The organism is Corynebacterium faecium (assembly GCF_027257105.1).
GTDB classification, from domain to species: Bacteria; Actinomycetota; Actinomycetes; order Mycobacteriales; family Mycobacteriaceae; genus Corynebacterium; species Corynebacterium lehmanniae.
This window is the reverse complement of record NZ_JAPYJX010000004.1, coordinates 24,047-50,575: the sequence shown is the minus strand read 5'-3', so window position 1 is coordinate 50,575 and position 26,529 is coordinate 24,047. Positions and strand designations below refer to the sequence as shown.

Sequence of the window (26,529 nt, the reverse complement as noted above, 5' to 3'; positions counted from 1 at the left end):
ACAATTCCTTTCGTTTCATTGCGGTGCACGCCACCCTACCGGTGGGGCTACCAGTCTCGCAGGAAGGCGATGCGCTCGCGCAGCTGCTCGGCGTTGCACAGCGCGGTGGGCGGCCCGCCGCAGGCTTTGCGCACCTCCGTGTGGATCGCGCCGTGGGGCCGGCCGGTCTTCCCGGCGGCGATGGCCACACGGGCGTTGAGCTCCTTGCGCAGCGCGGGGATTTCGTCCGCGGCGGTTGTGGCGTTAGAGGCAGCTGCCGCTTCCTCTGCCGGGACGGGCTTCTTCACCGGCTCGCCAAGCACCTCCGCACGCTCGCGGGCCTTGCGCTCCTCTGCCCTGCGCGCCCGCTCCTCGGCGTCGCGGGCATCCAGTTGGTCGCTTTGCCGCTTGGCCAACAACGTTCGCACCTGGTCGGCGTCGAGCAGGCCGGGCAGGCCGAGGAAGTCCTGCTCTTCGGCGGAGCCTGCTTGGGTGGGCGTGCCGTAAGTCGAGCCGTCGAAAATCAGCGAGTCCAGCTCGGCGGACGCGCCGATGGATTCGTAGGACGGCATGTCGTCCGGCTCGGTCTGCGTGCGGTTTGCTTGATCCAGCAGCTCGTCGGACCAGCCGGATTCTCGGTGAGGTTTACCCAGCACGTGGTCGCGCGAGACCTCCATCTCCTCCGCCAGTCGCAGCAGCACCGGCACGGAGGGCAGAAACACGGAGGCGGACTCGCCCGGCATGCGGGAGCGCACGAAACGGCCGATCGCCTGCGCGAAAAACAGCGGGGTGGACGCTGAGGTGGCGTAGACGCCAACTGACAGGCGCGGCACGTCCACGCCCTCGGAGACCATGCGCACCGCAACCATCCACTCGTCGCGGGAGGCGGAGAACTCGTCAATGCGGTCGGAAGCGCCCGGCTCGTCGGACAGCACCACGGTGACCGGGGTGTTGGACAGTGACTCCAGGATTTTCGCGTAGGCGCGGGCGGTGGTCTTGTTCGTGGCAATGACCAACCCGCCGGCGTCCGGCATGTTCGCGCGGATCTTCATCAACCTGGTGTGCGCGGCGGAAAGCACCGCGGCGATCCAATCGCCCTTCGGGTCCAACGCGGTGCGCCAGGCGCGGGTGGTTTGCTCGGCGTTGAGCGGCTCGCCAAGGCGGGCGGAATACTCCTCGCCCGCCGAGTCCTTCCATTGCGCCTCACCCGAGTACGCGAGGAAGACCACGGGGCGCACCACGCCGTCGGCAAGCGCATGCGAGTAGCCGTAGGTGTAATCGGCCTCCGAGACCAAGTGCCCTTCGCCGTCTTCGACGTAGCGCACGAACGGGATCTGCGAGTCGTCGGAACGAAACGGTGTGCCGGTCAGCGCAAGTCGGTGCTCCACATCGTTGTACGCCTCGTAGACGCCGTCGCCCCAACTCTTGGAATCGCCGGCGTGGTGGATCTCGTCCAAGATCACCAGCGTGCGGCGGGCAGAAGCCACAGCGTGGTGCTTGAAGGGGTGCATGCCCACCTGCGCGTAGGTGACCACGATGCCGTCGTAGGAGGCGTTGACCGCGGACGAGTTGGTGAAGTTCGGGTCCAACGACAGCCCGAAGCGCTTCGCCGCGTCGGACCACTGGTGCTTCAGGTGCTCCGTGGGCACCACCACGATGATACGCTGGACAGTCTTGTCCTCTTTCAGGCGAGAGGCCAGAGTGAGCGCGAAGGTGGTTTTGCCCGCGCCAGGGGTTGCCACGGCCATGAAGTCGCGCGGCTTGTCGCGGAGAAACGAATCAAGGGCCTCCTGCTGCCATTTGCGCAGCTGGGGCCCAGAAGTCGCGGCGGTCACTTGCGGCGCAGCCCCTTGTAGATCCGCTCGCAGTCAGGGCAAACCGGGGACCCGGGCTTGGCCTGCTTTTTCACCGGGAAGGTCTCGCCGCACAGCGCCACCACCATTTTTCCGGAGATGGCGGAATCGACGATCTGGTCCTTCTTCACGTAGTGGAAGAACTTGGGGGTGCCGTCGTCCGTGGTCGACGAGGTGTCTTCCCTGAGGTCCGGGCGCTCGAGCGTCTTCGTCGTCGTATTCACGGCAACCATCATGCCCCAATTTGGGCGAGAGGTTAAGCCGGAGGGCTAACCTCAGAGTTCATGAGCGCCAACGACCACACATCCACCGGGCGCGCCTCCCGCCACTCACGCCGGGGCAGGAGATCCCGCGCGCTGATCACGGACGCTTCCTACACCCCGGAGCAAAACAGGCAGTCGCGCGAGAAGCAGTACGCCGTCTTGCAGGGGTTGCGCCTGCCGTTCATCGTCGCGGCGGTGGCCGCGGCGTGGGCGAACTGGTGGGTGCTCGCCGGCATTTTGTTCGTGGTGTCTGTCCCGCTGCCGTGGATCGCCGTCGTGCGCGGCAACGCGCAGGGCGAGGTCCGGGATACCCGTCAGAAGAATGTGTACAAGCCGGCGGTGGCGCGCCAGGAGCAGCAGATGCTGGCGCAGCAGCAACGCACGGCGCTGGATTCGGCGGAGAAGGACCGGTCTAGCTCCCCCGCTATCATCGACCACGACGAATAGCCCCCTCGCACCGCAGGAGTTTTTGCGTGACTGCCCCAGATGATCTCTCCCCTCACCTTCCCGCAGTTGCCCAGGCGCTTGCCGCAGAACTCGACGCGGCGGGTTTCAGCGCCGACGGCGTCGCGGCCCACCTCGGCCCGGAGGCGACCGAGGCGCTCTACCGCCGTGAGCCGGGTGTCGTTCTGGCGGCGTGTTCCGACGACGCGCGCTCGTCGCGCCTGATCCGGTTCTTCCTGCTGCGCCGCCCCGCCACAGCGGAGGCGTTGAGCGACATGCTCACCCCGAAACTTGCGCTTTCGCTTATCGACGACCACCTGGTCCTGCCCGTCGCCGACTCGTCCACGTACCGCATCGCCGTTGACGTGCGCCCCCACGTGGTGGCCGGCAAGCCGAGGCTGGTGCTCTCCGACCTCGACGCGTCCATGACGGACCACGTCCCGGGCCGCGACCACGTCCTCGGCGTCGGCTCGGCGTCGCTGTCGCTGCTGTCCGCGACACCGTGCACTCCGGTGGATTCGGTGCTGGATTTGGGCACCGGCTCCGGCATCCAGGCGCTCGCGCAGGCGGACGCCGCCACGCGCGTGGTGGCCACGGACGTCCACGCCCGCGCGCTGCAGTTCGCCGAGGCGACCATGCGGGCGAACGGGGTGGACAACGTGGAGTTGCGCGAGGGCGCATGGTTCGAGCCGGTGCAAGGCGAGAGATTCGACCGCATCGTGGCCAACCCGCCGTTTGTGGTGGGGCTACCGGAGGTGGGGCATGTCTACCGCGATTCTGGTTTGGACCTCGACGGCGCAACTGAGCTGGTGCTCGGCCAGGCGCCGGAGCACCTCGCCGAGGGCGGCCGCGCGTTCATCCTTGGTTCGTGGGTGCATGTGCTCGACCAGTCCTGGCAGGCCAGGGTCGCGTCCTGGCTGCCGTCCCACGGCGTGAGCGCCTGGGTGCTGCAGCGCGATGTGGTCGATCCCGGCATGTACGTCTCCACGTGGCTGCGCGACGAATCCATCGATCCGCGCTCTGACGAGGGCGTCGCGCGCACCGTGCAGTGGCTGGACCACTTTGCCGACAACGACGTCCACGCAGTGGGCTTCGGCTGGATCCTCCTGGAAGACATCGGCGACGCTCCCAGCGAGATCACCTGCGAGGAACTGTCCCAGCCGTTCACAGACCCGCTCGGCCCGGAAGCGGAAGAGTACTTCACCCGCACCGCCTGGCTGCGCGGCAAGGACCGCGACGACGTCCTCGACGCGAACTATGTGGTCCGGCCGACGGTAGCGCTGGAAGACATCAAGCTCGCCGACACCGAGCTCGGGATGGGGTTCGCCGATGAAACACTGCGCATCACCCGCACCGACGGGCCGCGGTTTTCCCACACCATCGACGCTGGCATCCTCTCGCTGATCTCGGGACTGCACCCGAACGGACTGCCGTTACGGGACGTTGTCAGCCTGTACGCGGCATCGCGCGGGCTGGGGCAACCGGAGGACGTCGACAAACTTGAAGCGGATGCGGCGGGCGCTGTGGTTGACCTTGTGCGCCACGGGCTGATCCTTCCCGCTGAAAATGCGCAATTGACTCACCTTTAAACAGAACGGAGCAGCAATGAAAGCAGTACTCACGCGTGTGACAAGCGCGTCCGTGACCGTGGACGGCGAGACCGTCGGCGCGATCGACTGTCCCGACACCGGCGGGATCCTCGCTCTCGTCGGCGCGGGCCGCGAGGACGCGGACGATGCGTGGGAGACGGTTGCGCGCAAGATCGCGGAACTGCGCATTCTCGACGGCGAACGGTCGGTGGAGGATGCTGACGCTCCGGTGCTGCTGGTCAGCCAGTTCACGTTGATGGGCCGCACGGCGAAAGGACGGCGCCCGTCCTGGAGCGACGCTGCACCTGGCGACGTCGCGGAACCGGTGATCGGCAATATTGCCGAGGCACTGCGCACGCGCGGCATCCACGTCGAGGAAGGCCGATTTGGTGCGCATATGCAGGTCGAAAGCGTCAACGACGGTCCCTTCACCGTGATCGTCGAAGCGTGACCTGAATATATTTCCCGCGGGCGGGAACACTGGGCGACAGCTGAACGTTGCCCATCTAGACTGCCCAGCTGTCCCACCCAGCTTTTCCACCTAGTCCGAGGAGGCGTTGCCACATGACCCAACCGGATCACGCTGCACAGGGAACCAAGGAATCCGAAGAGACCGTCGACCGCGGTAGCCGGAGGAACCAGACAAACGACAACCCTTCTGCGGACCTTGTTCGCGTCTACCTCAACGGCATCGGCAAGACTGCCCTCCTCAACGCTGAGGAGGAGGTCGAACTCGCCCAGCAGATCGAGGTCGGCTTGTACGCGCAGCGCCTTTTGGACGATCCGGAGGTGAAGCTCACCCGCGCGAAGAAGCGCGACCTGAAGATTCTGGCGAAGGAAGGCCGCAAGGCGCGCGCCCACCTGCTGGAAGCCAACCTGCGCCTCGTGGTGTCGCTGGCGAAGCGCTACACCGGCCGCGGCATGCCGCTTCTGGACCTGATCCAGGAAGGCAACCTGGGCCTGATCCGCGCGATGGAGAAGTTCGACTACTCCAAGGGCTTCAAATTCTCCACCTACGCCACGTGGTGGATCCGCCAGGCGATCACGCGAGGCATGGCGGACCAGTCCCGCACGATCCGCCTCCCAGTCCATCTGGTGGAGCAGGTGAACAAGCTGTCCCGCATCCGCCGTGAGATGTACCAGTCCCTGGGCCGCGAGCCCACGAACGAGGAGCTGGCGGAGGAATCCGGCATCGAGGAATCCAAGATTGAGATGCTGCTGCGCCAGTCGCGTGACCCGGTGAGCTTGGACATGCCGGTCGGTGCCGACGAGGAGGCGCCGCTGGGCGACTTCATCGAAGACGCCGAGGCCACCGATGCCGAGGACGCGGTGGTGACCACCCTGCGCCACGACGATATCGAGGACATCATTAACGGCCTCGAGCAGCGCGAGCAGGACGTCATCCGCATGCGCTACGGCTTGACCGACGGCGTGCCGCGCACCCTGGACCAGATCGGCCGCCAGTTCGGCCTGTCGCGCGAGCGCGTCCGCCAGATCGAACGCGAAGTGATGGCGAAGCTGCGCGCCGGCGAGCGTGCCGACCGCCTGCGCGATTACGCGCTCTAAGCTGCCGCAGTCAGCACACGTTTACAGCCCAGCGCCCCGCATGAGGTTCACCGGTACCGCCGCGGGTGCTGGGCTACAGTGTTGCCACATGGTTTTTGGACCCCGAGCCAGCACCGCGATTGGAAGGGAGCATCACAGTGCGTGACCTCGTTGACACCACAGAGATGTATCTGCGCACCGTCTACGAACTGGAAGAGGAAGGCATTACGCCGCTGCGCGCGCGAATCGCGGAACGCCTCGAGCAATCCGGCCCCACCGTCTCGCAGACGGTGGCTCGCATGGAGCGCGACGGACTGATCGTGGTCGAGCACGACCGCTCCCTGTCGCTGACCGATGAGGGGCGCCGGCGCGCCACCGCCGTGATGCGCAAGCACCGTCTTGCAGAGCGCCTGCTTACGGACGTGCTGAAGCTGGACCTCGCCCAGGTCCACGAGGAGGCGTGCCGGTGGGAGCACGTCATGAGCGAAGATGTGGAGCGCCGCGTCGTCGCGGTGCTGGACAACGCGGACCGCTCCCCCTTCGGCAACCCAATCCCCGCACTCGACGAGCTCGGCGCAGCCGCCAGCACCGCCGACCAAGCGGGCACCCGCGCCAGCGACCTCCGGCTCAAGGAACCTGTGCGCGCAAAGGTGGTGCAGATCAGCGAGATCCTGCAGGACGGCGCACTGCCAAGGGCCGCCGGCCAATTGGTGGGCCAGACGGTGGAACTGCAGCCGCTGGAAGACGGCGCACTGGAGGTGTCCACAGATAAGGGTGAGACTTTCGTTCTCACCGCGGATGTCTCGCACGCCCTGCGCGTGGAGCGCGAAGACTAGCCAGCACGGAAAGGACTGCCATGAAGCTTGTTGTCACCGGCGGCGCCGGCTACGTGGGCAGCGTATGCGCTGCCACCCTGCTCGAAGCGGGACACGAAGTGATCGTCGTGGACGATCTGTCCACCGGCAACCGTTACGCCGTTCCGGAAGGCGCCACGTTTGTCGAAGGTGAGATCCGCGACGTCATCGACGATGTGCTCGCCGCAGACGGCGCCGCACCGGTGGACGGCGTGCTGCATTTTGCGGCGAGGTCCCTTGTCGGCGAGTCCATGGAGGACCCCGCCAAGTACTGGCACGGCAACCTCGACGTTTCGCTGGCTCTGCTCGATGCGATGCGCCGCCACGGTGCGAATTCGCTGGTCTTTTCCTCCACTGCCGCCACCTACGGAGAACCTGACGTGGTGCCGATTACGGAGGACGCTCCCACCCGGCCGACCAACCCGTACGGCGCGACGAAGTTGGCCATCGATGACGCCATCACCTCTTACTGCAACGCCTACGGCCTTGGCGCAACCAGCCTGCGCTACTTCAACGTCGCCGGCGCGTACAACGGCATCGGCGAAAACCACATCACGGAGACGCACCTGATCCCCATCGTGCTGCAGGTGGCAATGGGCTACCGCGACAAGATCATGATGTACGGCGACGACTGGCCCACGAAGGATGGCACGTGCGTGCGCGATTACATCCATATCCGGGACCTCGCAGACGCGCACGTGCTCGCGCTTGAAGCCAACTCCCCCGGCACGCACCAGATCTACAACTTGGGCTCCGGCGACGGGTACTCCGTTCGCGAGGTGGTCGAGGTTTGCCGCGAGGTCACCGGCCACCCAATCCCGGCGGAGGTGGCGCCGCGCCGTGCAGGCGACCCGGCGACGCTGATCGCGTCCTCGGAGAAGATCCGCGACGCCCTCGGATGGAACCCGACGCGGACGCAGCTGCGCACCATCGTCGAAGACGCCTGGGAGTTCACCCGCCAGCTCGGGGACCGGTCGCATTCCGCACGCTAGACGCGCATTACCCCTCGAGCTCGCTCCAGGTGTCCAGGCACCCCTGGCGACACAGCTCGAGTAGTGAATGGCCCTGCCCGATGTCCAACACGCCGCCCAACAACGCGGTCAAGTTGTGCCCCAGCAGCTCCCCCTCTGCACACTCCAGCGCCGCGCTGGCCCAACCGATGAGTCCCTGCGACAAGGCGATCATGGCCCACAGGCACAGCGCGTTCGCCCTGATTTCCCCGCGGAAATTGCGCGCGATGGTCAACAGCACCGCTCCGGCCGCCCGCGGGCGTTCCAACGCGTCGAGAATGAGGAAGTCGCGCAATCTACTTCCAGACAGCATGGCGGCGAACAGCTCGACGTCGTCCAGGCTGGTAAACACGTCGTCGATAATGAGGCTGCCGTCGATGTCGATCAGCCCCGCGTTCGGCGCGGCGGCGTAGACGCTACATGCTCTTTTGATCTGGACCCGCGCGGCTTTCGGAGCCATCTTCACCAGTTGGAACAATTCAACGCCGCGCGTGTACGCGGCGGGCGCGAGAGCCTCCCCTGTCTCCACATCAGGCTCGAAGACCGGGGCAAAGTGGGAGAACACTTCGCCCTTGTGCAGCTCCGGCAGCACTCCGTGGTCGATCAACGGGCGCATCGGTTCTGCCGCTGCCACCGAGGTCACCGTGCCTTGCTCGTAGCCCGCGCTCCATTCCCAGACTGCACTGGCGGTGTCCGGGTCGGGTCCGAACACCAACTGGTAGTGCGTGCCGTCGGCGATTTCGGAGACGATCCAGCAGGCCTCGACGATCTCGCCGAATGCGTCCGCCGCCATTCGCAACCCTTCCGCAGCCACCGCAACCATTTGGGACCCCGGCACCCGCGTGACAATTACGGCAAAGGTGGCCACATGTCGGGCGAGAGGGATGCGTTGCAGCGCGCGTTGAATACTCTCGGTGCTTCCCACATCGGCGTCGAGGTAGGCCCCGATTTCCAAGGTCGGAGAAGCTCCCGGTGGGCTGTACGCGTTGATGAGCACCACTGCCTCGTTTGGGAAGTAGCCGAGCGCGGCCGGGATGGAGGCGATGAGTTGTGCCGGCGAGCGGAGCAACTGCGCGCTCGGGTACGGCGAGATCGGGCTGGTCGGATGGTTTGTTTCGTGCGGTTGTGGCTGAATATCCATAACTGTTAGACGCTCGAAGGGGCGCACCGGTTCCATGCGGGAGCGAAGTTTTCTTCACACCTCTTCGTACGCAACCCTTAAGGCCGTGGGTGCCAACTTCCGGTTGCGGGTCGGGCACAATGGAATACTCCGCGACGCCAACCGTTGTGTGGGTGGAGCACGAAAGCCGGGAAGGCGAGCAATTTCAGGAGGCCGAAGACCATGACGCAGGAACGTCGTATGTACGAACTTGAGTACCCCGCGCCGCAGGTGAGCGGGGAGGCAAACAACGGCCCTGCCCTTATTGTCGCGATGCACGGCTACGCCGATGCGGGCCACGCCATCGAGTCCGCGGCCGACCACTTGAAGGCCGCGCTGGAGTCGCGCACAGTGGCGACGTTTAGCAACGACGAGCTGATCGATTACCGCTCCCGCCGGCCGACGGTGACGTTGTCGCACGCCGAAATCACCGATGTTGCGGACCTGCAACTAGATATGCGCGTCGTTCGCGACGAGAAGGGCCAGTCCTTCCTGTTGCTCTCCGGCCCGGAGCCGGACCTGCGCTGGGAGGCTTTTAGTAGTGCGGTGGCGGATCTCGCGGACCGGTTTGGCGTAAGCAAGACCATCTGCCTTTATGCGGCTCCGATGGGTGCTCCGCACACCCGCCCGCTGGTGGTTTCCGCCCACGGCAACGACCGCGAGTTGGTCGGCTCCATGTTCACATTCGACGGCATGGTCAGCGTGCCTGGTTCCGCTTCGGTCTTTATCGAGCGGGAACTGCACAAGCGCGGCCGCCCGGTCGCCGGCTACACCGCGCACGTGCCGCACTACGTGGCCGCTTCGCCGTACCCTCACGCAACGTTCCAGCTGCTGCAGTCCGTCGAGGATTCCACGAACCTGCAGTTCCCCCTGCGTTCCCTGGAGGCGGATATGCGCCGGGTGTCGCAGCAGCTGGCGGAGCAGACGCATAACTCGGACGAGATCACGAACGTGGTGCAGGCCCTGGAGGAGCACTACGACCGCGAGATGCAGGAGTACCGCGACCGCCACCCGCAGGCGATGATGCCGGGCGAGGCACAGATGCCTAGCGGCGAGGAGATCAGCGAGGCATTCGAGAACTACCTCACCGCCATCGAGGACCGGGACCGCAACGAGCAGCGCAGCCTCCCCCACAGCGAGGAGACGGATCAGCGCCTGCGCGACCATTTCTTCATCGATCCTTCGGCTCCCGAGCGTTCGCTTGACGACGACCAAGGGGATTCCGACGGGGACGGCTACGGCGACGACCCCCGTTAGCGTGTCGGCCGGTCGGCTACGGTGAATGCTGTGATGCTGACCGATTTGCTTGAAGACATTGCGCAGGCCCCCGAATCGCTGTTCGAGGACGCCGTGTGGGACTCGTTCAATTCGTGGACGACATCCCGCGGCATCTCGCTGTATCCGGCGCAGGAGGAGGCGTCGCTCGCGCTGCTTGCGGGCGACAACGTCATCTTGGCCACCCCGACCGGCTCGGGGAAGTCGATGGTAGCCAACGCCGCGCACTTCATCGCGATGGCGCGCGGCCAGCGCACGTTTTACACCGCGCCGATTAAAGCGCTGGTGAGCGAGAAGTTTTTCGCGCTGTGCGAGATTTTCGGCGCGGAGAACGTCGGCATGATGACGGGCGACGCGTCCGTGAATTCGAACGCTCCGATCATCGCTGCCACCGCCGAGATCGTGGCCAACATCGCGCTGCGCGAAGGCAAGGACGCCCGGATCGACCAGGTGGTGATGGACGAGTTCCACTACTACTCGGAGCCGGAGCGCGGCTGGGCGTGGCAAGTACCGCTGCTGGAGCTGCCGAAGGCGCAGTTCCTTCTCATGTCCGCCACGTTGGGCGACACCGCCTGGCTGGAGAAGGACCTCACTGAGCGCACGGGCCGCAAGACCACGTACGTCGGCGGCGCGGAGCGCCCGGTGCCTTTGGACTTCCACTACGTGTTCTCCCCGGTGCACGAGACCATCGAGGGGCTGCTCGAAGACAACAAGGCGCCAATTTACGTGGTGCACTTTTCCCAGCGCGAGGCCACGGAGCGGGCGCAGGCGCTGACGAGCATGAACATCATCACGCCTGAGGAGAAGCAGCGCATCGCGGACGAGATCGGGGACTTCCGCTTTACGACGACCTTCGGCAAAACCCTGTCCAAACTGGTGCGCCGCGGCATCGGTGTGCACCACGCGGGCATGCTGCCGAAGTACCGCCGTCTGGTGGAGCGGCTCTCCCAGACCGGACTGCTAAAAGTCATCTGCGGCACCGACACCCTGGGCGTAGGCATTAACGTGCCGATCCGCACGGTGCTGATCACCGGCCTGGCCAAGTTCGACGGCACCCGCCAGCGCATCTTGAAGTCCCGCGAGTTCCACCAGATCGCCGGGCGTGCCGGACGTGCGGGCTACGACACCGAGGGCACAGTCGTGGTCGAGGCCCCGGAGCACGAGATCGAGAACGTGAAGCTGCGTCGCAAGGCAGGCGACGACCCGAAGAAGCTGAAGAAGATCCGCAAAAAGGCGGCACGCGACGGCGAGGTCAGCTGGTCCGAGAACACCTTCGAGCGTCTTAAGGTGGCCGAGCCGGAGGAGCTGACCAGCCAGTTCAAGGTGTCTAACTCGATGCTGCTCAATGTCGTCGCCCGCCCAGGCGACGGTTACGAGCACATGCGCCATCTGCTGCGCACGAACCACGACCCGCGGGCGAAACAGAACCGCGACATCATCCAGGCGGTCAACCTGTTCCGCGGGCTGATCAACGCCGGGGTCGTCGAGCGCACGCCGGATTCTCCCGCGTACCGGCCGTACACCCTGACCCAGGAGCTGGACCGCGATTTCGCGCTGAACCAGCCGCTGTCCCCTTTCGCGCTGGCGTTTCTCACGTTGCTGGACCCGGAGTCGGAGACCTACACGCTGGACGTGATTTCCGCGTTCGAGGCCATTTTGGACGACCCGCGCCAGCTGCTGCAGGCCCAGCAAACCGCCGCCCGCGGCGAGGAGATCGCTGCGCTGAAGGCGGAGGGGGTGGACTACACCGAGCGCATGGCGATCATCGAGGACGTGACCTACCCCAAACCGCTCGCCGACGAGCTGGACGAGGCTTTCGACACGTTTACCCAGGGCAACCCCTGGGCGAAGGAGTTCGAACTGTCGCCGAAGTCCGTGGTGCGCGACATGATCGAACACGCGATGACGTTCTCGGACCTCATTGCCACCTATGGGCTGGCCCGCTCCGAGGGTGTGGTGCTGCGCTACCTCACCGACGCGTGGCGCACCCTGTCCTACTCCATCCCGGACGCGTACATGAACGAGGAGCTGGAGGACATCGTCGTCTGGCTCGGCGAGTTGATCCGGCAGGTGGATTCTTCGCTCATCGACGAGTGGGCACACATGACTGGGGACGACCAGCCGGTGAGCCAGGACACCATCGACCGCGAGCTCGCCTTCGGCGTGGAGGACCCCACGGCGCTTACTGCGAACCGCCGTGCCTTCACCATCATGGTGCGCAACTACTTCTTCCGCCTAGTGGAGCTGTTCGCCTACGAGAAGGAGGACCAGCTAGCGGAGATGCTGGACTACCTGGAACCGGATGCGCGTGTGGACTGGCCGGCGGCGATGGACGACTACTTCGACGAGTACGCCGATGTGGACTTGGGCCCCGACGCGCGCGGGCCGGAGTTTTTCCGCCTTGCGGACACCACGGGCCGGTTCTGGGAGGTCTCGCAGATCATCAAGGACCCGGAGGGCGACAACGCCTTCCAGTTACACGGCACTGTCGATCTGGATGCCTCCGATGAGGCCGGTGAAGTGCGGCTTTCCGCCTTGGTGGTCAAAGGGGGGTAACCGAAGGGACGTCGATAGGCGAAATGCGGGGCGGCGACGGATGCGCTGCGGTACATTGCCCTCAACACAATCGATTTTATTTGTGAGGAGGACCATAAATGACCCGCACGATCGTCGTGGGCGCCGGCATGACCGGCCTTTCCACCGCGTGGCATCTTCAGGAGTACGGCCATGAGGTGGAGGTGCTCGAGCGCATCGACGTCGCCGCCGGTTCGTCTTGGGGCAACGCCGGCTGGCTGGCGCCGGGCAAGACCATTCCCCTGTCGAACTCGAGCCTGTGGGCGTACGGTCCGACCGCACTGTTTGATAAGCACGCCGCGCTCGATGTGCCGGTGCGCATCGACCCGAAGCTGTGGCGTTTCTGCGCCAACTTCATGGCGCACGCCACCGGCCGCGCCTGGGACAAGACGATGGCGGGCCTGACCAAGGCCGATCTCGGCGCGCTCGCGGCCTTCGACGAGCTCGAGGCCGGCGGCGTGAAGGCGACCACCCACGAAGGCCCGTTCATCATCGGTTTCGAAAACGAGAAGAAGGCCAGCGGCTTCCTCAAGGAGGTCGAGGGCGCCCAGCGCCACGGCCAGGAGATCCCGTTCGAGCAGATCACGCTTGACGACGCCCGCACGGACGCCCCGATGCTCACCGACAAGGTGGGTGCGACGTACCGCATGGGCGGCCAGCGCTTCATCGAGCCGGGCCCGTACTGCCAGGCAATCGCGAACTCCATCGTGGAGCGCGGCGGCAAGGTCACCACCGGCGTGGAGGTCGTGGAGGTCAGCTCCACCCGCAAGCCGGCCGTGAAGCTGGCCACCGGCGAGTGGCTGCACGCTGACAACGTCGTGTTGGCCACCGGCGCGTGGCTGCCGAAACTGGCCAAGGACCTCGGCGTGACCACGCTGATTCAGGCGGGCCGCGGCTACTCCTTCTCCGTGGAGACCGCAGAGCCGGCAACTTGCCCGGTGTACCTTCCGGACCCGAAGATCGCCTGCACCCCGTACCAGGGCCGCTTCCGCATCGCCGGCACGATGGAGTTCCGTGGCCCGGACGAGCCGTTCCAGCCTGGCCGAATCGCGTCCATGATCCACACCACCAAGCCGTTCTTCCGTGGCATCGATTGGGAGGACCGCCAAGACGAGTGGGTCGGCTCCCGCCCGGTGACCCCGGACGGCCTGCCGCTGGTGGGCGCGACCAAGGTACCGAACGTGTACACCAACGGCGGCCACGGCATGTGGGGCATCATCCTCGGCCCGCTGTCCGGCAAGATGCTGGCCAAGCAGATCGAGACCGGCGAGGTGGACGAGACCATCGCGCCGTTCGATCCGCTGCGCGGCCCCTTCGGCGGCCTTTAACCCCGCCTCCCCTAGCCCCGGAAACCGGTGTTTTCCGGGGCTTTTTCATGCCCGCAGAGAATCTTTGACAAATCAGTGGCCTGCGTCGTACATATGCATTAGTTTGAGGGTTGTCACATAGGACTGTTTTAGTGGTAAGGAACACATATGCCGAACTTGCTCACCAACCAGCTTCCGCCCGAGAACACCGCTGACCTCGACAACGTCGTGGAAGCAGCCGTCGCCCGCGCGTACCACTGGATGGGAGCCACCGCCGACGCGGATGCGAATGACGCCCAGACGCAGCAGCTCGCGGAGATGCTTCGCGACGACAAAGGTGTCCGTTTCACCATGGATTTCGTCGACCGCGTGATGCGCCCCGAGGACAACCGTGTGGCTGCAAACGCGCTGCGCGCAATCACCAGGGGCGTCGATGCGTCCTTCCTTGGCCGCATCAATGCCCTGCTCGTCGACGCCGGCGCCTTCGTCGGACCGTTCCTGCCGTTTGTGGTTGTCCCGGCTGCGCGCATGCGCCTGCGCCAGCTGGTCGGCCACCTCGTGCTCGACGCCGAGTCGGACGCGCTGAACAACCTGCTCGACAATGCGGAAAAGCGCGGCGAGCAGCTCAACCTCAACTTGCTGGGCGAGGCCGTGCTCGGCGAGAAGGAGGCGACGGACCGCGCCGAGCGCACCCTCAACCTGATCAAGAACCCGCGGGTGACCTACGTGTCCGTCAAGGCGTCTTCGATGGTCTCCCAGCTCAACCACTGGGACTACGACGAGTGCGTGCGCCTGGTCAAAGACCGCATCCGCCCGCTGTACCGCGCCGCGCGCGACCGCAGCCCCCAGGTGTTCATCAACATGGACATGGAGGAGTACCACGACCTCCATCTCACGCTCGACGTGTTCACCCAGCTGCTCAGCGAGGACGAGTTCAAGGACTACCAGGGCGGCATCGTGCTGCAGGCGTACCTGCCCGACACACTCGGCGCGCTGGAGTACCTCGCAGACTTTGCAAACAGGCGCGTGGCCAACGGCGGCTCCAAGATCAAGATCCGCCTGGTCAAGGGTGCGAACCTCTCCATGGAGCGCCTCCACGCGGAGGTCAAGGGTTGGGCGCAGGCGCCATACCTGACCAAAGACGAAGTGGATGCGAACTACTACCGTCTGCTCGACTTCATCGTCCGCCCCGAGTACGCCGACAGCGTCGCCATCGGCATCGCCTCACACAACCTGTTCACGTCTGCCCTCGCTTACGAGCTCGCGCAGCGCCGCGGAGTCGCCCACATGCTCGATTCCGAGATGCTGCAAGGCATGTCTCCGGCGCAGCAAGAAATCGTGCGCGAAGCCTACGGCCACCAAATCCTCTACACCCCGGTCGTGCGTAAAGAAGACTTCGACGTGGCGGTGAGTTACCTCGTGCGCCGCCTCGAAGAAAACGCCGCACCGCAGAACTTCCTGCATGCCCTATTCGCCCCGAAGACCGCCAAGCGCGACCCGATTAAAGAGCAAGAGAACGTCTTCCGCTGGGCGGTGGACAACCGCTGGGACGTGCACAACGGACCGAACCGGGACCAGGACCGCACCAACGAGGCTGGACGCCAGGTCGCCGCGGATGCCGGCACCACCGGCCGCTTCTTCAACGAGCCGGACACGGACCCGGCGCTCGAAGCCAACCGTGCGTGGGCAATCGAGCACCTGGAAAACCCGCCGGCTGTAGACACCGGAGATGAGATCACGGATCCCTCCGTGATCTCCGACCATATCGCCCGCGCCCAGGAAGCCCAGAAGGCATGGGGCGCACTTTCCGCGCACGAGCGCGCAGACATCCTGGACGCCATCGGCGACGAGATCGCGCGCCGACGCGGCGACTTCGTCGCCGTGGCCGCGCACGAGGCCGGCAAGACGGTGGACCAGTCGGACCCGGAGATCTCCGAGGCGATCGACTTCTGCACCTACTACGCCGACAGCGCCCGCCACCTGGACGAGATCGCCGCGGACTTCGAGCCGAACAGGCTCACCGTGGTCGTCCCACCGTGGAACTTCCCGGTAGCCATCCCCACCGGTGGCGTGGTGGCTGCGCTGGCCGCCGGATCCGCCGTCATTCTCAAGCCGGCTCCGCAGGTGACGCAGTGCGCCAAGCTCATCGCGGATTGCATCCAGACGGTGTTCGCGGATAAGGGCATTAACGCCGACACTGTGCAGTACGTGCGCGCGGACGAGGGTGAGGCGGGCAAGGCGCTGCTTACCGACGATGCCGTGGACGCCATCATCCTCACCGGCGCATCCGAAACAGCGCAGCTGTTCAAGTCCTGGAACCCGAAGCTCAACGTCATGGCGGAGACCTCCGGCAAAAACGCCATTATCATCACCCCGTCCGCCGACCCGGACCTTGCGGTCAACGACCTGTACCTGTCCGCGTTCGGCCACTCAGGCCAGAAGTGCTCCGCGGCCTCGCTGGCCATCCTCGTCGGCTCCGCCGGCGAGTCCGACCGGTTGAAAAACCAGCTGCTCGACGCAGCCTCCACCCTCGTGGTGGGCCCGGGCACCGACCTGTCCACCACCATGAACGGCCTGATCGAAGCCCCAGGCGAAAAGCTGGAGCGCGGCCTGACCACCCTGGAGCCTGGCGAGAAATGGCTGCTGAAACCCCGCAAACTCGACGAGGAGGGCAAGTTCTGGTCCCCCGGCATCCGCGACGGCGTGCAGCCCGGCTCTTGGTACCACCAGAACGAGTGCTTCGGCCCGGTGCTGGGCATCATGCACGCCAAGGACTTGGACGAGGCGATCGAGTGGCAAAACTCCACCGGCTTCGGCCTCACCGCAGGCATCCACACCCTCGACGGCGAGGAAATCACCACGTGGCTCGACCGCGTCGAGGCCGGCAACGTCTACGTCAACCGCGGCATCACCGGCGCGATCGTGCAGCGCCAGCCGTTCGGCGGCTGGAAGAAGTCCTCCGTGGGGCCCGGCGCGAAGGCGGGCGGGCCGAACTACGTTGCGCAGATGGGCACTTGGCGGGAGCGGGCGGAGCTGGCGCCGTCGATAGGTGTAAGTATCTCGGCGAAGGTGCAGGAGCTTCTCGACGCTTTCCGTGCCAACGTCAGCGACGAGGACTTCGGGTGGCTTTCCCGCGCCGCCGAGTACGACCAGCGCGCGTGGGATAGCGAGTTCGGCCGCGGCCACGACCACTCCGGCCTGCGCTCCGAGGCCAACATCTTCCGCTACCGCAGCACCCTCGAGCCGGTCGTGGTCTACGTCGGCGAGGGCTACCAGCTGCGCGAGGTGTACCGCCAGCTACTCGCCGCCGCGATCACCGGAACCGAGGTGTGCGTGGTCGCCCCGGATGCGATTGCGCGTGAGCTCGAGGCAGCCGATGTGGCCGTCGACGCGCACGCCGTCACCGGCACGCCTGACCGCATCCGCGTGGTGGGACGCGCGCCTGAAGAGCTCTACGGCGACGTCGCCACGGCGGTGTTCGACGGGCCCGTGCTCATCGACGGGCGCCGCGAGCTCCTTCCCTACCTGCTAGAGCAGTCCGTCTCCGCGACGCTGCACCGCTTCGGCGTGATCCACGATCCGGCTGGCATCCGGAACTGAGACCCGCGATTCTGTGGCGGGCTCTGAGTTCGAGGAGTTCATCGACCTGGCCGCTGATCCTAAGGATCCGAAGGATCTGTTCTCGCTGACCACCAACGTGCTCAGCCCGCTCTAAACCGGCCCTTCCGGTTTTAGAGTGCGTTGATGTTGTCCAGTAGTTGCCCGGAGTGGAAACCGGAAGAGCCTCTTTAGGCGCCGGCACGCCAGTGTCTAGGGCACATCTGCGCCACGCTCGTCCTTGTCTGGAGTTGGCAAGAAGGCAGTCGCACTCGTGCCTAAGAAAACAAGGACAAAGAGCACCCATAGCCCTGGGGGAAGGTAAGGCAGCAGCGCCCCCGGGTACCCCGAGACTGCGACATGGACGGCGACCGTGTACCAGATGCCCACTAGGAGCGCTGTCAGCATGGCAACACAGTACGGAAAGAGGATTGCCCAGAACTCTGCTCGTTGGATCGCGCCTTGGGTACGGCCCAGAAGACGCAGTGGTGAGAAGAACGCATGCAAATTGGCCCGCTTGCCCATCACAGAGACCGCGAGGACCAGGCAGATCGCCAGCAAAGTGTAGGCCGCGGTGGGGACGAAGCCGGCGGTTCCGTCGCCGTGAGGCCCGTACATGATCTGGCTATCCATATCCACATGCCGTACCCAATCCTGCGCGGACTCCACCCGGAGATGATCCGGTGCGCTAGCCGATTCTGCGACCACGGGAAGCCCCCATTCCGGTTTGACCGGAGACTCGCTAGAAATACCGAAGAACGGGACCATGAAGTCTGGGTAGAAGGGGCTGTGAGCTTTCACCGGCGCCACGGGCGAGAGTAGCTGCCCTATCACGTGGTCATTCGATCCGGCCAGAGAATAGTCAGACGCTTTCTCCATCGGTACGGAGGTCTCCCCCGCGGATTCGAAGTCCGAAGGCTGCCAGTAGACCACCCCACGGCAGTCGTCGCCGATCTCCTCACATACACCGTCTGCTTCCTGCGCTTCCAGTAGGCGAAAATCTTGGCCAACGACGACTGGGACCGGTTGGAAATTCTGGGAGCCTACGTAATTTGCCGCCCATAACGAGGTCTGTGCACCTGTGAAGCCTGCCAGCGGAATGGCTACGAGCGCGGTAGCAAGCCCCACCCTCGAGGTCGTCCCGACGGTTTCGGAGGAGCGGATGCCTAGCGCGGGTGCCGACCATCCGCTCACCTTTTTGATCGCCGCGGCTGCCCAGCGAGCTAGCACCCGGGCGAAGGTGCCGGCAAGTGTGACAGCGAGGAACGGCAAGGTGAAGACGAAAATCAACACGACAGGCCCTGGCGGAGTCGTCACCATGCACCAGATACCCGCGGCAACATTGACCGCTGCGAGCACTAAGCCAACCAGCCCCATCAAGGATTTGGACTTACCTACTGTCGCCGCTCCCTGATCCCCGGTTTTGGCTAGCACCTTGTCGACGTTGAGAATCCCCACGCCGAGGAGGTACAGGGGGACTAAGACCAGCAGTGACGACCAGGCAACGTCAATGGGCGAGCCCCAGTGATCTGGCAGCTGCTTGTTGAGCCCTAGCAGAATCACCTTGAAAAGCGGCGTCGCTAACAACCGTCCCAACACGACCGCCGAAGCGCTTGCCAGAAGCGCCAGGCACGCCCCTTGCAGGAGCAGGTGCCTGGTGAAAAACGCCCTGCCTTTGCCGAGAATCCGCAGCGCTTGCACGGTATTTCGGTGGTCCGCGATAAAATTCTCATGCGCCAACCGGACCCCGGCGTATGCCGGGATGATCGCAATTAGGCTCATATTCGTCACGCCGGCCTTGAAGTCGCTGCTTCCGCCAGTCGAGAATGCGACGTAAAGGATGGTGCCGACGAGCGTGCCTATTACTACCGCAGCCAGTACGATTCCCCCGATGAAGGGGCGCGCCGTCACCGACAGCTCTCTCCGGTAGGCGGCGGTGGGAGTCATGGTCTTCATGAGCTATGCCCCCATCTGCAGCAGCGTTTTTGCCTGCCCGTCGAAAAGCTCACGGTGGGAGCAATAGACCACTATCGCTCCCCGCTTCGCCGACTGGCGCAACAAGTCCTCGACCACGGCGACATTCGCTCCATCAAGCGCGCTGACGGGCTCATCCATGAGCACCAAGTCCGGTTGGGAAGCTAGTGCCTGGGCCACCGCAACGCGCTGGCGTTGACCCCCGGATAGCTCCTCCGGCAGGGCTTCTGCGAAAGGCTGCATGCCCAACGTGCCAAGCAGCTCTTCCCTGCCCTGGGCGTCGAGGCCCCGTCCGGCGACGTGAACTGCCAGCTCGAGGTTCTCCCGGCAGCTGAGGCTAGGCAGGAGGGTCGGTGCCTGTGGTGCGTACCCGACGTGCTTGGCCCGCCACGAGGTTAGCTTCTTGGCCGCGCCCTTTCCGAACCGTTTACCGTCGATGGTTACCCTGCCTTCACTGGGTGAGCGCAGACCGGCTAACAGATCCAGAACCGTGGATTTACCGCTTCCCGATGGGCCCCGGACTTCGTAGATGCCAGGCCGTGACAACGACAGCGCGGCATCCCGCAGAATATATGGCCCATATTTCGAGTATCGAAAAGAGATTTTATTCCAAACTATTGCGACCATCACAGTTCCCATCTTGTTAGAGGGCATACGTTATCCGAGCACCAAGACACTATCGGCAATTGCACGAACACGTTTATCGTGAGTGACAATTACCCAAGTACTGGTGCTGCGATCCACTCCGGACAACTACAGGACAACATCAACGCACTCTAAAACCGGAAGGGTCTCTAAACCGCCCCGCTAAACGACGAAACCTCCGGCAGCCCCCGCTTCGTGCGGGTTCTTGCCGGAGGTCGTGCCGTCGTCAAGCGTAAATGCTTAGCGAGCGTCCTCGATGGTGATTGCCTGGGCCACAGCCTGGACAACGCCAGCGATCTTGACGGCCTCCCAGACCTGCTCCTTGGTCACGCCTTCCTCGCGGACGGTGTTGGCGTGCGCCACGGCGCAGTGCTCGCAGCCGTTGATGGTGGAAACAGCGAGCGACCACAGCTCGAAATCGGCCTTTTCCACGCCCGGCTTCGAGATGATGTTCATGCGCAGGCCGAACTTCACGTTGGCGTAATCGTCGCCGAGCCAGCCCTTGGCGCGGTAGGCGACGTTGTTCATCGCCATGACGGTGGCGACGCCGTACGCGGCATCCGCAGCCTCCTCGGAGAGGTGCTCCTTGGCTTCCTCAGCGATCTCGGCGATGACCTTCGCGTTGCGGGTCGCTGCCGCGGAGGCGAGAAGGGTGCCCCAGAGCTGCTGCTCGCTGAGCTCGGTGGAGCGGGTCAGCGAACCGAGGTTGAGCTTCTGGTCCTTCGCGTACTCGGGCAGTGCGCCGCGCAGGTTCTCAATCGACATCATGTTCTCCTTTGCCGGACGGGTTTAACTGAAAAAGGGTTTACTTCAGGGACTCCTGGACCACGGCCATCTTGTCGATGTTCTTCGTCGGGTCGTTCTTCTGCCAATCGCAGGCGCAGACCTCTTCGGACTGCAGCGCGTCGAGCACACGCAGAACCTCGTCGACGTTGCGACCGACAGCGTCCGGGGTGACGGAGACGAACTGGATGATGCCGTCCGGGTCGATGATGAAGGTTGCGCGGTCGCACACGCCGTCAGCGTTCTCGACGCCGAGCGCGCGGATCAGGTCGTGGCGGACGTCAGCGAACATCGGGAACGGGATGTCCAGCAGGTCCTCGTGGGTCGCACGCCAGTTGAAGTGGGAGTACTCGTTGTCGGTGGAGCCGCCGAGCACCTGGGTGTCGCGGTCCTCGAACTCCTCGTTGAGCTTGCCGAATGCGGCGATCTCGGTCGGGCAGACGAAGGTGAAGTCCTTCGGGTAGAAGAAGACGATCTTCCACTTGCCCTCGTACTTGTCCAGCGACACGTTCTCGAAGTAGTCGTCCGGAGTAGCCGCGTTAGCTTCCTTCAGGTTGCCACCCTTCAGCGCGACAAGGTCGAACTCCGGGAAACGCTCTCCAACGGTCATGATCGGCATAGAAATTCCTCCAAAGAAACTGGTCAAAGGTGATTTTCAACGGACAGCAACCAGTATGACACAGAACGCGCCCGCTTTCAACGTAAAAACCTATGAACTTCGTGTAGGTTCATAGGCATGACTAATCGAGAGTATAAACCGACGCTCGCTCAGATCCGGACGTTTGTCACCGTCGCCGAGCAAAAGCACTTCGTCTCCGCGGCGAACAAGCTCGGCATCTCACAGCCGTCCCTCTCACAGGCACTCGCCGCCTTGGAGGCCGGCTTGGGCATCCAACTCATCGAGCGCTCCACCCGGCGCGTCATCGTCACCCCCACCGGCGAGGAGCTCCTCCCCTATGCGAAGGCGACGCTGGAAGCTGCCGACGCGTTCGTAGCGCAATCCCGCGGCGCCCTCGGAGTGCTGGCCGGGCCGCTGAACATCGGCATGATCCCCACCATCGCCCCGTACATCCTGCCGACGCTGCTGAAGCTCATCGAGGAGGAGTATCCGGACTTGGAGCCGCGCATTGTGGAGAACCAGACCGAGGAGCTGCTGCAGCGGCTTCGCGACGGGCAGATCGACGTCGCAGTGCTCGCCACCCCAACCGGCGCCACCGGGGTGTCGGAAATCCCGCTCTACGACGAAACCTTCGCGGTGATCACCTCCCCCGACCATCCCGTGGCCGGCAGAGGAGACCTCGATCTGAACGCGCTGCACGACCTCGATCTGCTGTTGCTGGACGACGGGCACTGCCTGCGCGATCAAATCGTGGAGTTGTGCAAGATCGCGGAGGTCAACCGCTCCCCCGGCGCGCAGTCAGTCACCCGCGCGGCGTCGCTGACCACGGTGGTGCAGCTGGTGGTGGCCGGACTCGGCTCCACGCTGGTGCCCGTCTCCGCCTTGTCCACCGAGTGCGCGCGCCCCGGCATCGCCGTTTCCGCCTTCGGCCCGGGCGTGGACGCGAAACGCACCGTCGGGCTCGCAATGCGGGCATCGTCTCGTCGCCGTCCGGAGTTCGAGCAGCTCGGCGAGTTAGTCTCCCGCGCCTTCAAGGAAGCGACGGAATCGAGCCGTAAGCTGCTGCCGCGCTAGACTCACGCTCTGGTTATGAATGAGCACGCATCCCCTACCTCACCTCCCACGAAGCCGCAGCTGTATGAGGCGCTCGACGGCGTCCCGATCGCTGACGTGCGCAGGTTCCGCCGGCGTCTGAAGAAGGCCAATTCCACTGAAGCGTTGACGGCGATTGGGGCGGACGTGGACAAGGCGGCAGCTGCCGTCGCTAAGCGCGATGCCCTCGTCCCCGAGATCACCTACCCGGAGAACCTGCCGGTTTCTGCGCGGCGCGAGGACATCATGGAGCTGGTGCGCGACAACCAGGTCGTGGTGATCGCGGGCGAGACCGGCTCCGGCAAAACCACCCAGATTCCGAAGATGCTGCTGGAGCTGGGCCGCGGGCGCCGAGGCCTGATCGGGCACACGCAGCCGCGCAGGCTCGCCGCGCGCACTGTGGCGGAGCGCATCGCCGACGAGCTGGGCCAGGACATCGGCGAGTCCGTCGGCTACGCCATCCGCTTCGACGACCGGGTCTCCGAATCCACGGCGGTGAAGCTGATGACGGACGGCATCCTGCTCGCGGAGATGCAGCGCGACCGGTTCCTCAACGCCTACGACACGATCATCATCGACGAGGCGCACGAACGCTCGCTGAACATCGACTTTTTGCTCGGGTACCTCAAGCGGCTGCTGCCGAAGCGTCCGGATCTGAAGGTGATCGTCACCTCCGCAACCATCGACCCGGAAGCCTTCGCCGAGCACTTTGCCGACGCCGAGGGCAACCCCGCCCCCATCATCGAGGTCTCTGGCCGCACCTACCCGGTGGAGATCCGCTACCGCCCCCTGGTGGAGCAGGTGCAGGCAAAAGACGGCTCCGTCAAGGAGATCGACACCGACATGATCGACGGTGTGGTCGAAGCCTGCAAGGAGCTCATGGGCGAAGGCAAAGGCGACATCTTGTGCTTCTTCGCCTCCGAGCGCGACATCCGCGACTGCATGGAGGCCATTGAAAAGCAGCACTGGCGCGGCGTCGAGGTCGTGCCTTTGTTCGGCCGCCTATCGAATGCGGAGCAGCACCGAGTCTTTGCCCCGCACTCCGGTCGGCGCATCGTGCTGTCCACCAACATCGCGGAGACCTCGCTGACCGTGCCGGGGATCCACTACGTGGTGGACACCGGCCTGGCGCGCATCTCGCGCTATTCCACGCGCACCAAGGTGCAGCGACTGCCCATCGAGGAGATCTCCCAGGCCTCCGCCAACCAACGCTCCGGCCGCTCCGGCCGTATCGCCGACGGTGTGGCCATCCGCCTGTACTCCGAGGACAACTTCGAGGCGCGCCCCGAGTTCACCGACCCGGAGATCCTGCGCACCAACCTGGCCTCCGTGGTGCTGCAGATGATCTCCCTGCGCCTCGGCGACATCAACGACTTCCCCTTCATCCAGCCGCCGGATAAGAAGGCCGTGCGCGACGGCCTGCTGCTCCTGCACGAGCTCGGCGCGATCTCGGACAAAGAACGCGACGGCGCACCCGTGCTCACCGACGTCGGGCGCGACATCGCGCGCATTCCGGTGGACCCGAAGATGGCGCGCATGCTGGTGGAGGCCAACCGGCTCGGTGTGCTCGACGACGTCACCGTGATCGTGGCCAGCATGACCATCCAGGACGTGCGTGAGCGCCCCCTGGAGTACCAGGCCCAGGCCGACCAGGCCCACGCCCGGTTCAAGGACGCGACGTCGGACTTCCTGTCCTCGCTGAAGCTGTGGGACTACATTGGCGACTCGCGCGACGAGCTATCCGGCAACGCCTTCCGCAAGCGCATGAAGCGCGAGTTTTTGCACTACATGCGCATCCGCGAATGGTTCGACCTGGTGCGCCAACTGCGCGACGTGGAGCGCCAGCTGGGCTGGTCCCGAGCCGAGAACGTCGCCGGCGAGCGCGACGCCGACGCGATCCACAAGTCGCTGCTCACGGGCCTTTTGTCCAACATCGGCGCCCGCGACGGCAACTCGAAGGAGTTCCAGGGTGCGCGCGGGACGCGGTTCTTGGTCTTCCCCGGGTCGTCGCTAAGCAAAAAGCCCCCGGAGTTCCTCATGGCCGCCGAGCTGGTGGAAACCTCGCGCCTGTGGGCGCGCGACGTGGCAAAGATCGAGCCCGCCTGGGTGGAGGCTGCCGCGGGCGAGCTGATGAAGCACAGCTACTCCGAGCCTGTGTGGTCGCGGAAGCGCTCGGCCGCGATGGTGCACCAGAAGTCGATGCTCTACGGCGTGACCATCGTGCGCGACCGGCTTGTGCCTTACCACCGCGTGGATGCCGAGGGCGCGCGCAACATGTTTATTCGCCACGCCCTGCTCGAGGGCGACTGGAACCGCCACCACCACTTCATCGACCACAACGAAGCCCTACTCGCCGAAGCCGCTGAGGTGGAGGAAAAGGTGCGCCGCCGCGGATTGGTGGTGGACGAGGACACCCTGTTCGAGTTCTACGACTCGCGCTTGCCGCAAAGTGTCACCACCGCCCGCCACTTCGACTCGTGGTGGAAGAAAAAGCGGGCCGAGGACAAGCACTACTTGGACTTTGACCCAGCCGCGCTTCTCGACGACGAAGGCGTGGACTCCTCCGCCGCCGCCTTCCCCGAGGTGTGGCGCCAAGGCTCCATCGACTACGCGCTGCGCTACAAGTTCGAGCCGGGCGATCCTTTCGACGGTGTCACCGTGGACGTGCCCGTGCCGCTTCTGGCCAACCTGCGGCCGGAAGGTTTTGACTGGCTGGTGCCGGGGCTGCGCTCGGAGCTTGCCGCGGAGTACATCCGCACGCTGCCAAAGGCGCTGCGCAAGACCGTGGTGCCGGCACCAGACTTCGCCGAGCGCGCCCTCGACGCGATCCGCGCGCAGCAGGACGCTGACGGCGTCAGCGAGCGGGAGCTGCGGGAAACACCGTTTGCCGAGGCACTCGCGGAGGCTCTCAGAAGCGTCGGCGGGCGCGGCATCAACGGTGCCGACTTCAACCCGGCCGCGCTCCCGGACCACCTGAAGGTCACGTTCGCGGCGATCGACCGCCGCGGCAAAGTGGTCGACCACGACACGGACCTCGGTGCGTTGAAGCGCCGCCAGGCCGGCAAGATCAAGTCCTCCGTGTCCAAGGCCGGCCGCACATCTGAATCGGATGCGGTGGCGAAGTGGACCACCGACTCCCTCGGCGCGGTGCCGGAGACGGTAACCACCACTATCGACGGCAACGAGGTCGACGCCTACCCGGCACTCGAGGCCACCAAGGACGGCGTGAAGGTCACCGTGCATCCGACGAAGGCCACCGCGGACGCCTCGATGGTCACGGCGACGCTGACGCTGCTGCTGCGGGAGATCACTGTCAACGCGGGGCAGATGACCAAGGGGCTGCCGCTGCGGCAGAAGGTGGCGGTGGACCGCTACCCGCACGGCGGCGCCGACGGGCTTGTGGAGGACGCCCGCGTCGCTGTGATCCGCGACCTGATGTTCTCCTCCGGCGGGCCGGTGCGCTCCCCCGAGGAGTTCGACGCGCTGGTGGGCGAAATCCGGCCCCAGGTCGCAGGAGGTGTGCGCCGTGTGGTGGTCACGTTGGCGCCGGCGCTCGCAGAGTACGCGAGCATTGCAGCGGAGCTGCGGCAGTGGGAAGGCCCAGCTATCGACGACATGACGTCGCAGCTGCAGTTCTTCCTGCCGAAGCACGCGGTAACCGTTCACGGCATCGGCCACTTGCAGCATTTGCCCCGCTACATCGACGCGATGCGGATCCGGTTGGAGGACATGCGCCTAGATCCGGACCGCGACGCCGACCGGCAGTCCGTGATTGATTCGGTGAAGGCTTACTTGGCGCAGCGTATGAAGTCCTTGCCTGCGGGCCGGACAAAGACCAAGGCCTACAAGGACATTTTGTGGCTGATTGAGGAGCTGCGGGTGAGCCTGTTTGCGCAGCGGCTGGGCACGCCGAGGCCGGTGAGCCAGCGTCGCATTGAGAAAAAGATTGACGCGCTGCGTTAGCGCC

19 protein-coding genes are annotated in these 26,529 nt (G+C 65.0%); 12 read left to right on the top strand and 7 right to left on the bottom strand.

Annotated features, from left to right (window positions below; genetic code table 11):
• Positions 1-47: 47 nt before the first annotated feature.
• Together O5O53_RS05165 and O5O53_RS05160 are read right to left on the bottom strand one after the other, a co-directional pair.
• Entirely contained in the window at positions 48-1,814 is a 1,767-nt protein-coding gene (locus O5O53_RS05165) for a DEAD/DEAH box helicase (RefSeq protein ID WP_239357463.1), read from the bottom strand.
• Entirely contained in the window at positions 1,811-2,065 is a 255-nt protein-coding gene (locus tag O5O53_RS05160; RefSeq protein WP_063936916.1) for a DUF3039 domain-containing protein, read from the bottom strand. The genes O5O53_RS05165 and O5O53_RS05160 overlap by 4 nt, the downstream gene beginning before the upstream one ends.
• A 51-nt stretch (positions 2,066-2,116) precedes the next feature.
• Between O5O53_RS05160 and O5O53_RS05155 the strand changes: the two genes are divergently transcribed.
• From O5O53_RS05155 to galE, 6 genes are all read left to right on the top strand, one after another.
• Complete coding sequence (locus O5O53_RS05155) at positions 2,117-2,542, top strand: DUF3099 domain-containing protein (RefSeq protein ID WP_181888560.1); 426 nt, start codon at positions 2,117-2,119, stop codon at positions 2,540-2,542.
• Between the two features lie 26 nt (positions 2,543-2,568).
• The gene (locus O5O53_RS05150) at positions 2,569-4,128 is read left to right on the top strand and encodes a DUF7782 domain-containing protein (protein WP_269509603.1); all 1,560 of its coding nucleotides are present in this window, start codon (positions 2,569-2,571) and stop codon (positions 4,126-4,128) included.
• Between the two features lie 16 nt (positions 4,129-4,144).
• On the top strand, positions 4,145-4,579 hold the full coding sequence (gene dtd / locus O5O53_RS05145) for a D-aminoacyl-tRNA deacylase (protein WP_269509601.1): 435 nt from the start codon (positions 4,145-4,147) through the stop codon (positions 4,577-4,579).
• 113 nt (positions 4,580-4,692) lie between these two features.
• The gene (locus O5O53_RS05140; RefSeq protein WP_181888563.1) at positions 4,693-5,694 is read left to right on the top strand and encodes a sigma-70 family RNA polymerase sigma factor; all 1,002 of its coding nucleotides are present in this window, start codon (positions 4,693-4,695) and stop codon (positions 5,692-5,694) included.
• A gap of 137 nt (positions 5,695-5,831) precedes the next feature.
• Positions 5,832-6,509, top strand: coding sequence for an iron dependent repressor, metal binding and dimerization domain protein (locus O5O53_RS05135; protein WP_181888564.1), 678 nt, complete (start codon positions 5,832-5,834; stop codon positions 6,507-6,509).
• A gap of 20 nt (positions 6,510-6,529) precedes the next feature.
• Positions 6,530-7,519 carry a UDP-glucose 4-epimerase GalE gene (gene galE / locus O5O53_RS05130; protein WP_181888565.1) on the top strand — a complete coding sequence of 330 codons (990 nt, stop codon included), beginning with the start codon at positions 6,530-6,532 and terminating at the stop codon, positions 7,517-7,519.
• 7 nt (positions 7,520-7,526) lie between these two features.
• Here galE and O5O53_RS05125 read toward each other — a convergent pair whose 3' ends face one another.
• On the bottom strand, positions 7,527-8,714 hold the full coding sequence (locus O5O53_RS05125) for a DUF4192 domain-containing protein (RefSeq protein WP_269509599.1): 1,188 nt from the start codon (positions 8,712-8,714) through the stop codon (positions 7,527-7,529).
• 183 nt (positions 8,715-8,897) lie between these two features.
• Here O5O53_RS05125 and O5O53_RS05120 point away from each other — a divergent pair, with 183 nt between their 5' ends.
• The 4 genes from O5O53_RS05120 to O5O53_RS05105 all read left to right on the top strand — a co-directional run bounded on the left by O5O53_RS05120 (position 8,898) and on the right by O5O53_RS05105 (position 17,452).
• Complete coding sequence (locus O5O53_RS05120) at positions 8,898-9,953, top strand: PAC2 family protein (protein ID WP_269509597.1); 1,056 nt, start codon at positions 8,898-8,900, stop codon at positions 9,951-9,953.
• A 33-nt stretch (positions 9,954-9,986) separates the two neighbouring features.
• A complete protein-coding gene (locus tag O5O53_RS05115) occupies positions 9,987-12,527 on the top strand; it encodes a DEAD/DEAH box helicase (RefSeq protein WP_181889597.1) in 2,541 nt (846 codons plus the stop codon).
• Positions 12,528-12,625: 98 nt separating this feature from the next.
• A complete protein-coding gene (locus O5O53_RS05110) occupies positions 12,626-13,873 on the top strand; it encodes an NAD(P)/FAD-dependent oxidoreductase (RefSeq protein ID WP_181888568.1) in 1,248 nt (415 codons plus the stop codon).
• 147 nt (positions 13,874-14,020) lie between these two features.
• Entirely contained in the window at positions 14,021-17,452 is a 3,432-nt protein-coding gene (locus O5O53_RS05105) for a proline dehydrogenase family protein (RefSeq protein WP_269509595.1), read from the top strand.
• A gap of 210 nt (positions 17,453-17,662) precedes the next feature.
• Here the strand turns inward: O5O53_RS05105 and O5O53_RS05100 are convergent, their stop codons facing one another.
• The 4 genes from O5O53_RS05100 to O5O53_RS05085 form a co-directional block, all read right to left on the bottom strand.
• The gene (locus tag O5O53_RS05100; RefSeq protein WP_269509593.1) at positions 17,663-19,405 is read right to left on the bottom strand and encodes a hypothetical protein; all 1,743 of its coding nucleotides are present in this window, start codon (positions 19,403-19,405) and stop codon (positions 17,663-17,665) included.
• Between the two features lie 3 nt (positions 19,406-19,408).
• A complete protein-coding gene (locus O5O53_RS05095; RefSeq protein ID WP_269509591.1) occupies positions 19,409-20,062 on the bottom strand; it encodes an ATP-binding cassette domain-containing protein in 654 nt (217 codons plus the stop codon).
• Between the two features lie 246 nt (positions 20,063-20,308).
• Positions 20,309-20,833, bottom strand: a complete 525-nt coding sequence (ahpD, locus tag O5O53_RS05090) for an alkylhydroperoxidase, AhpD family (protein ID WP_269509589.1) — start codon at positions 20,831-20,833, stop codon at positions 20,309-20,311.
• Positions 20,834-20,873: 40 nt separating this feature from the next.
• Entirely contained in the window at positions 20,874-21,470 is a 597-nt protein-coding gene (locus O5O53_RS05085) for a peroxiredoxin (protein WP_239306952.1), read from the bottom strand.
• Positions 21,471-21,587: 117 nt separating this feature from the next.
• On the opposite strand from O5O53_RS05085, the gene O5O53_RS05080 reads away from it, so the two are divergent.
• Together O5O53_RS05080 and hrpA are read left to right on the top strand one after the other, a co-directional pair.
• A complete protein-coding gene (locus O5O53_RS05080; protein ID WP_239306953.1) occupies positions 21,588-22,544 on the top strand; it encodes a hydrogen peroxide-inducible genes activator in 957 nt (318 codons plus the stop codon).
• 15 nt (positions 22,545-22,559) lie between these two features.
• Positions 22,560-26,525, top strand: coding sequence for an ATP-dependent RNA helicase HrpA (hrpA, locus tag O5O53_RS05075; RefSeq protein WP_269509587.1), 3,966 nt, complete (start codon positions 22,560-22,562; stop codon positions 26,523-26,525).
• The last annotated feature ends 4 nt before the right edge of the window (positions 26,526-26,529 follow it).

Bases quoted from the DNA above. Each gene is read 5' to 3' on its own strand.
- O5O53_RS05160 (WP_063936916.1), bottom strand. From the start codon at position 2,065: ATGGTTGCCGTGAATACGACGACGAAGACGCTCGAGCGCCCGGACCTC.
- O5O53_RS05155 (WP_181888560.1), top strand. From the start codon at position 2,117: ATGAGCGCCAACGACCACACATCCACCGGGCGCGCCTCCCGCCACTCA.
- dtd (WP_269509601.1), top strand. From the start codon at position 4,145: ATGAAAGCAGTACTCACGCGTGTGACAAGCGCGTCCGTGACCGTGGAC.
- O5O53_RS05140 (WP_181888563.1), top strand. From the start codon at position 4,693: ATGACCCAACCGGATCACGCTGCACAGGGAACCAAGGAATCCGAAGAG.
- galE (WP_181888565.1), top strand. From the start codon at position 6,530: ATGAAGCTTGTTGTCACCGGCGGCGCCGGCTACGTGGGCAGCGTATGC.
- O5O53_RS05125 (WP_269509599.1), bottom strand. From the start codon at position 8,714: ATGGAACCGGTGCGCCCCTTCGAGCGTCTAACAGTTATGGATATTCAG.
- O5O53_RS05120 (WP_269509597.1), top strand. From the start codon at position 8,898: ATGTACGAACTTGAGTACCCCGCGCCGCAGGTGAGCGGGGAGGCAAAC.
- O5O53_RS05115 (WP_181889597.1), top strand. From the start codon at position 9,987: ATGCTGACCGATTTGCTTGAAGACATTGCGCAGGCCCCCGAATCGCTG.
- O5O53_RS05110 (WP_181888568.1), top strand. From the start codon at position 12,626: ATGACCCGCACGATCGTCGTGGGCGCCGGCATGACCGGCCTTTCCACC.
- O5O53_RS05105 (WP_269509595.1), top strand. From the start codon at position 14,021: ATGCCGAACTTGCTCACCAACCAGCTTCCGCCCGAGAACACCGCTGAC.
- O5O53_RS05100 (WP_269509593.1), bottom strand. From the start codon at position 19,405: ATGAAGACCATGACTCCCACCGCCGCCTACCGGAGAGAGCTGTCGGTG.
- O5O53_RS05095 (WP_269509591.1), bottom strand. From the start codon at position 20,062: ATGGGAACTGTGATGGTCGCAATAGTTTGGAATAAAATCTCTTTTCGA.
- ahpD (WP_269509589.1), bottom strand. From the start codon at position 20,833: ATGTCGATTGAGAACCTGCGCGGCGCACTGCCCGAGTACGCGAAGGAC.
- O5O53_RS05085 (WP_239306952.1), bottom strand. From the start codon at position 21,470: ATGCCGATCATGACCGTTGGAGAGCGTTTCCCGGAGTTCGACCTTGTC.
- O5O53_RS05080 (WP_239306953.1), top strand. From the start codon at position 21,588: ATGACTAATCGAGAGTATAAACCGACGCTCGCTCAGATCCGGACGTTT.
- hrpA (WP_269509587.1), top strand. From the start codon at position 22,560: ATGAATGAGCACGCATCCCCTACCTCACCTCCCACGAAGCCGCAGCTG.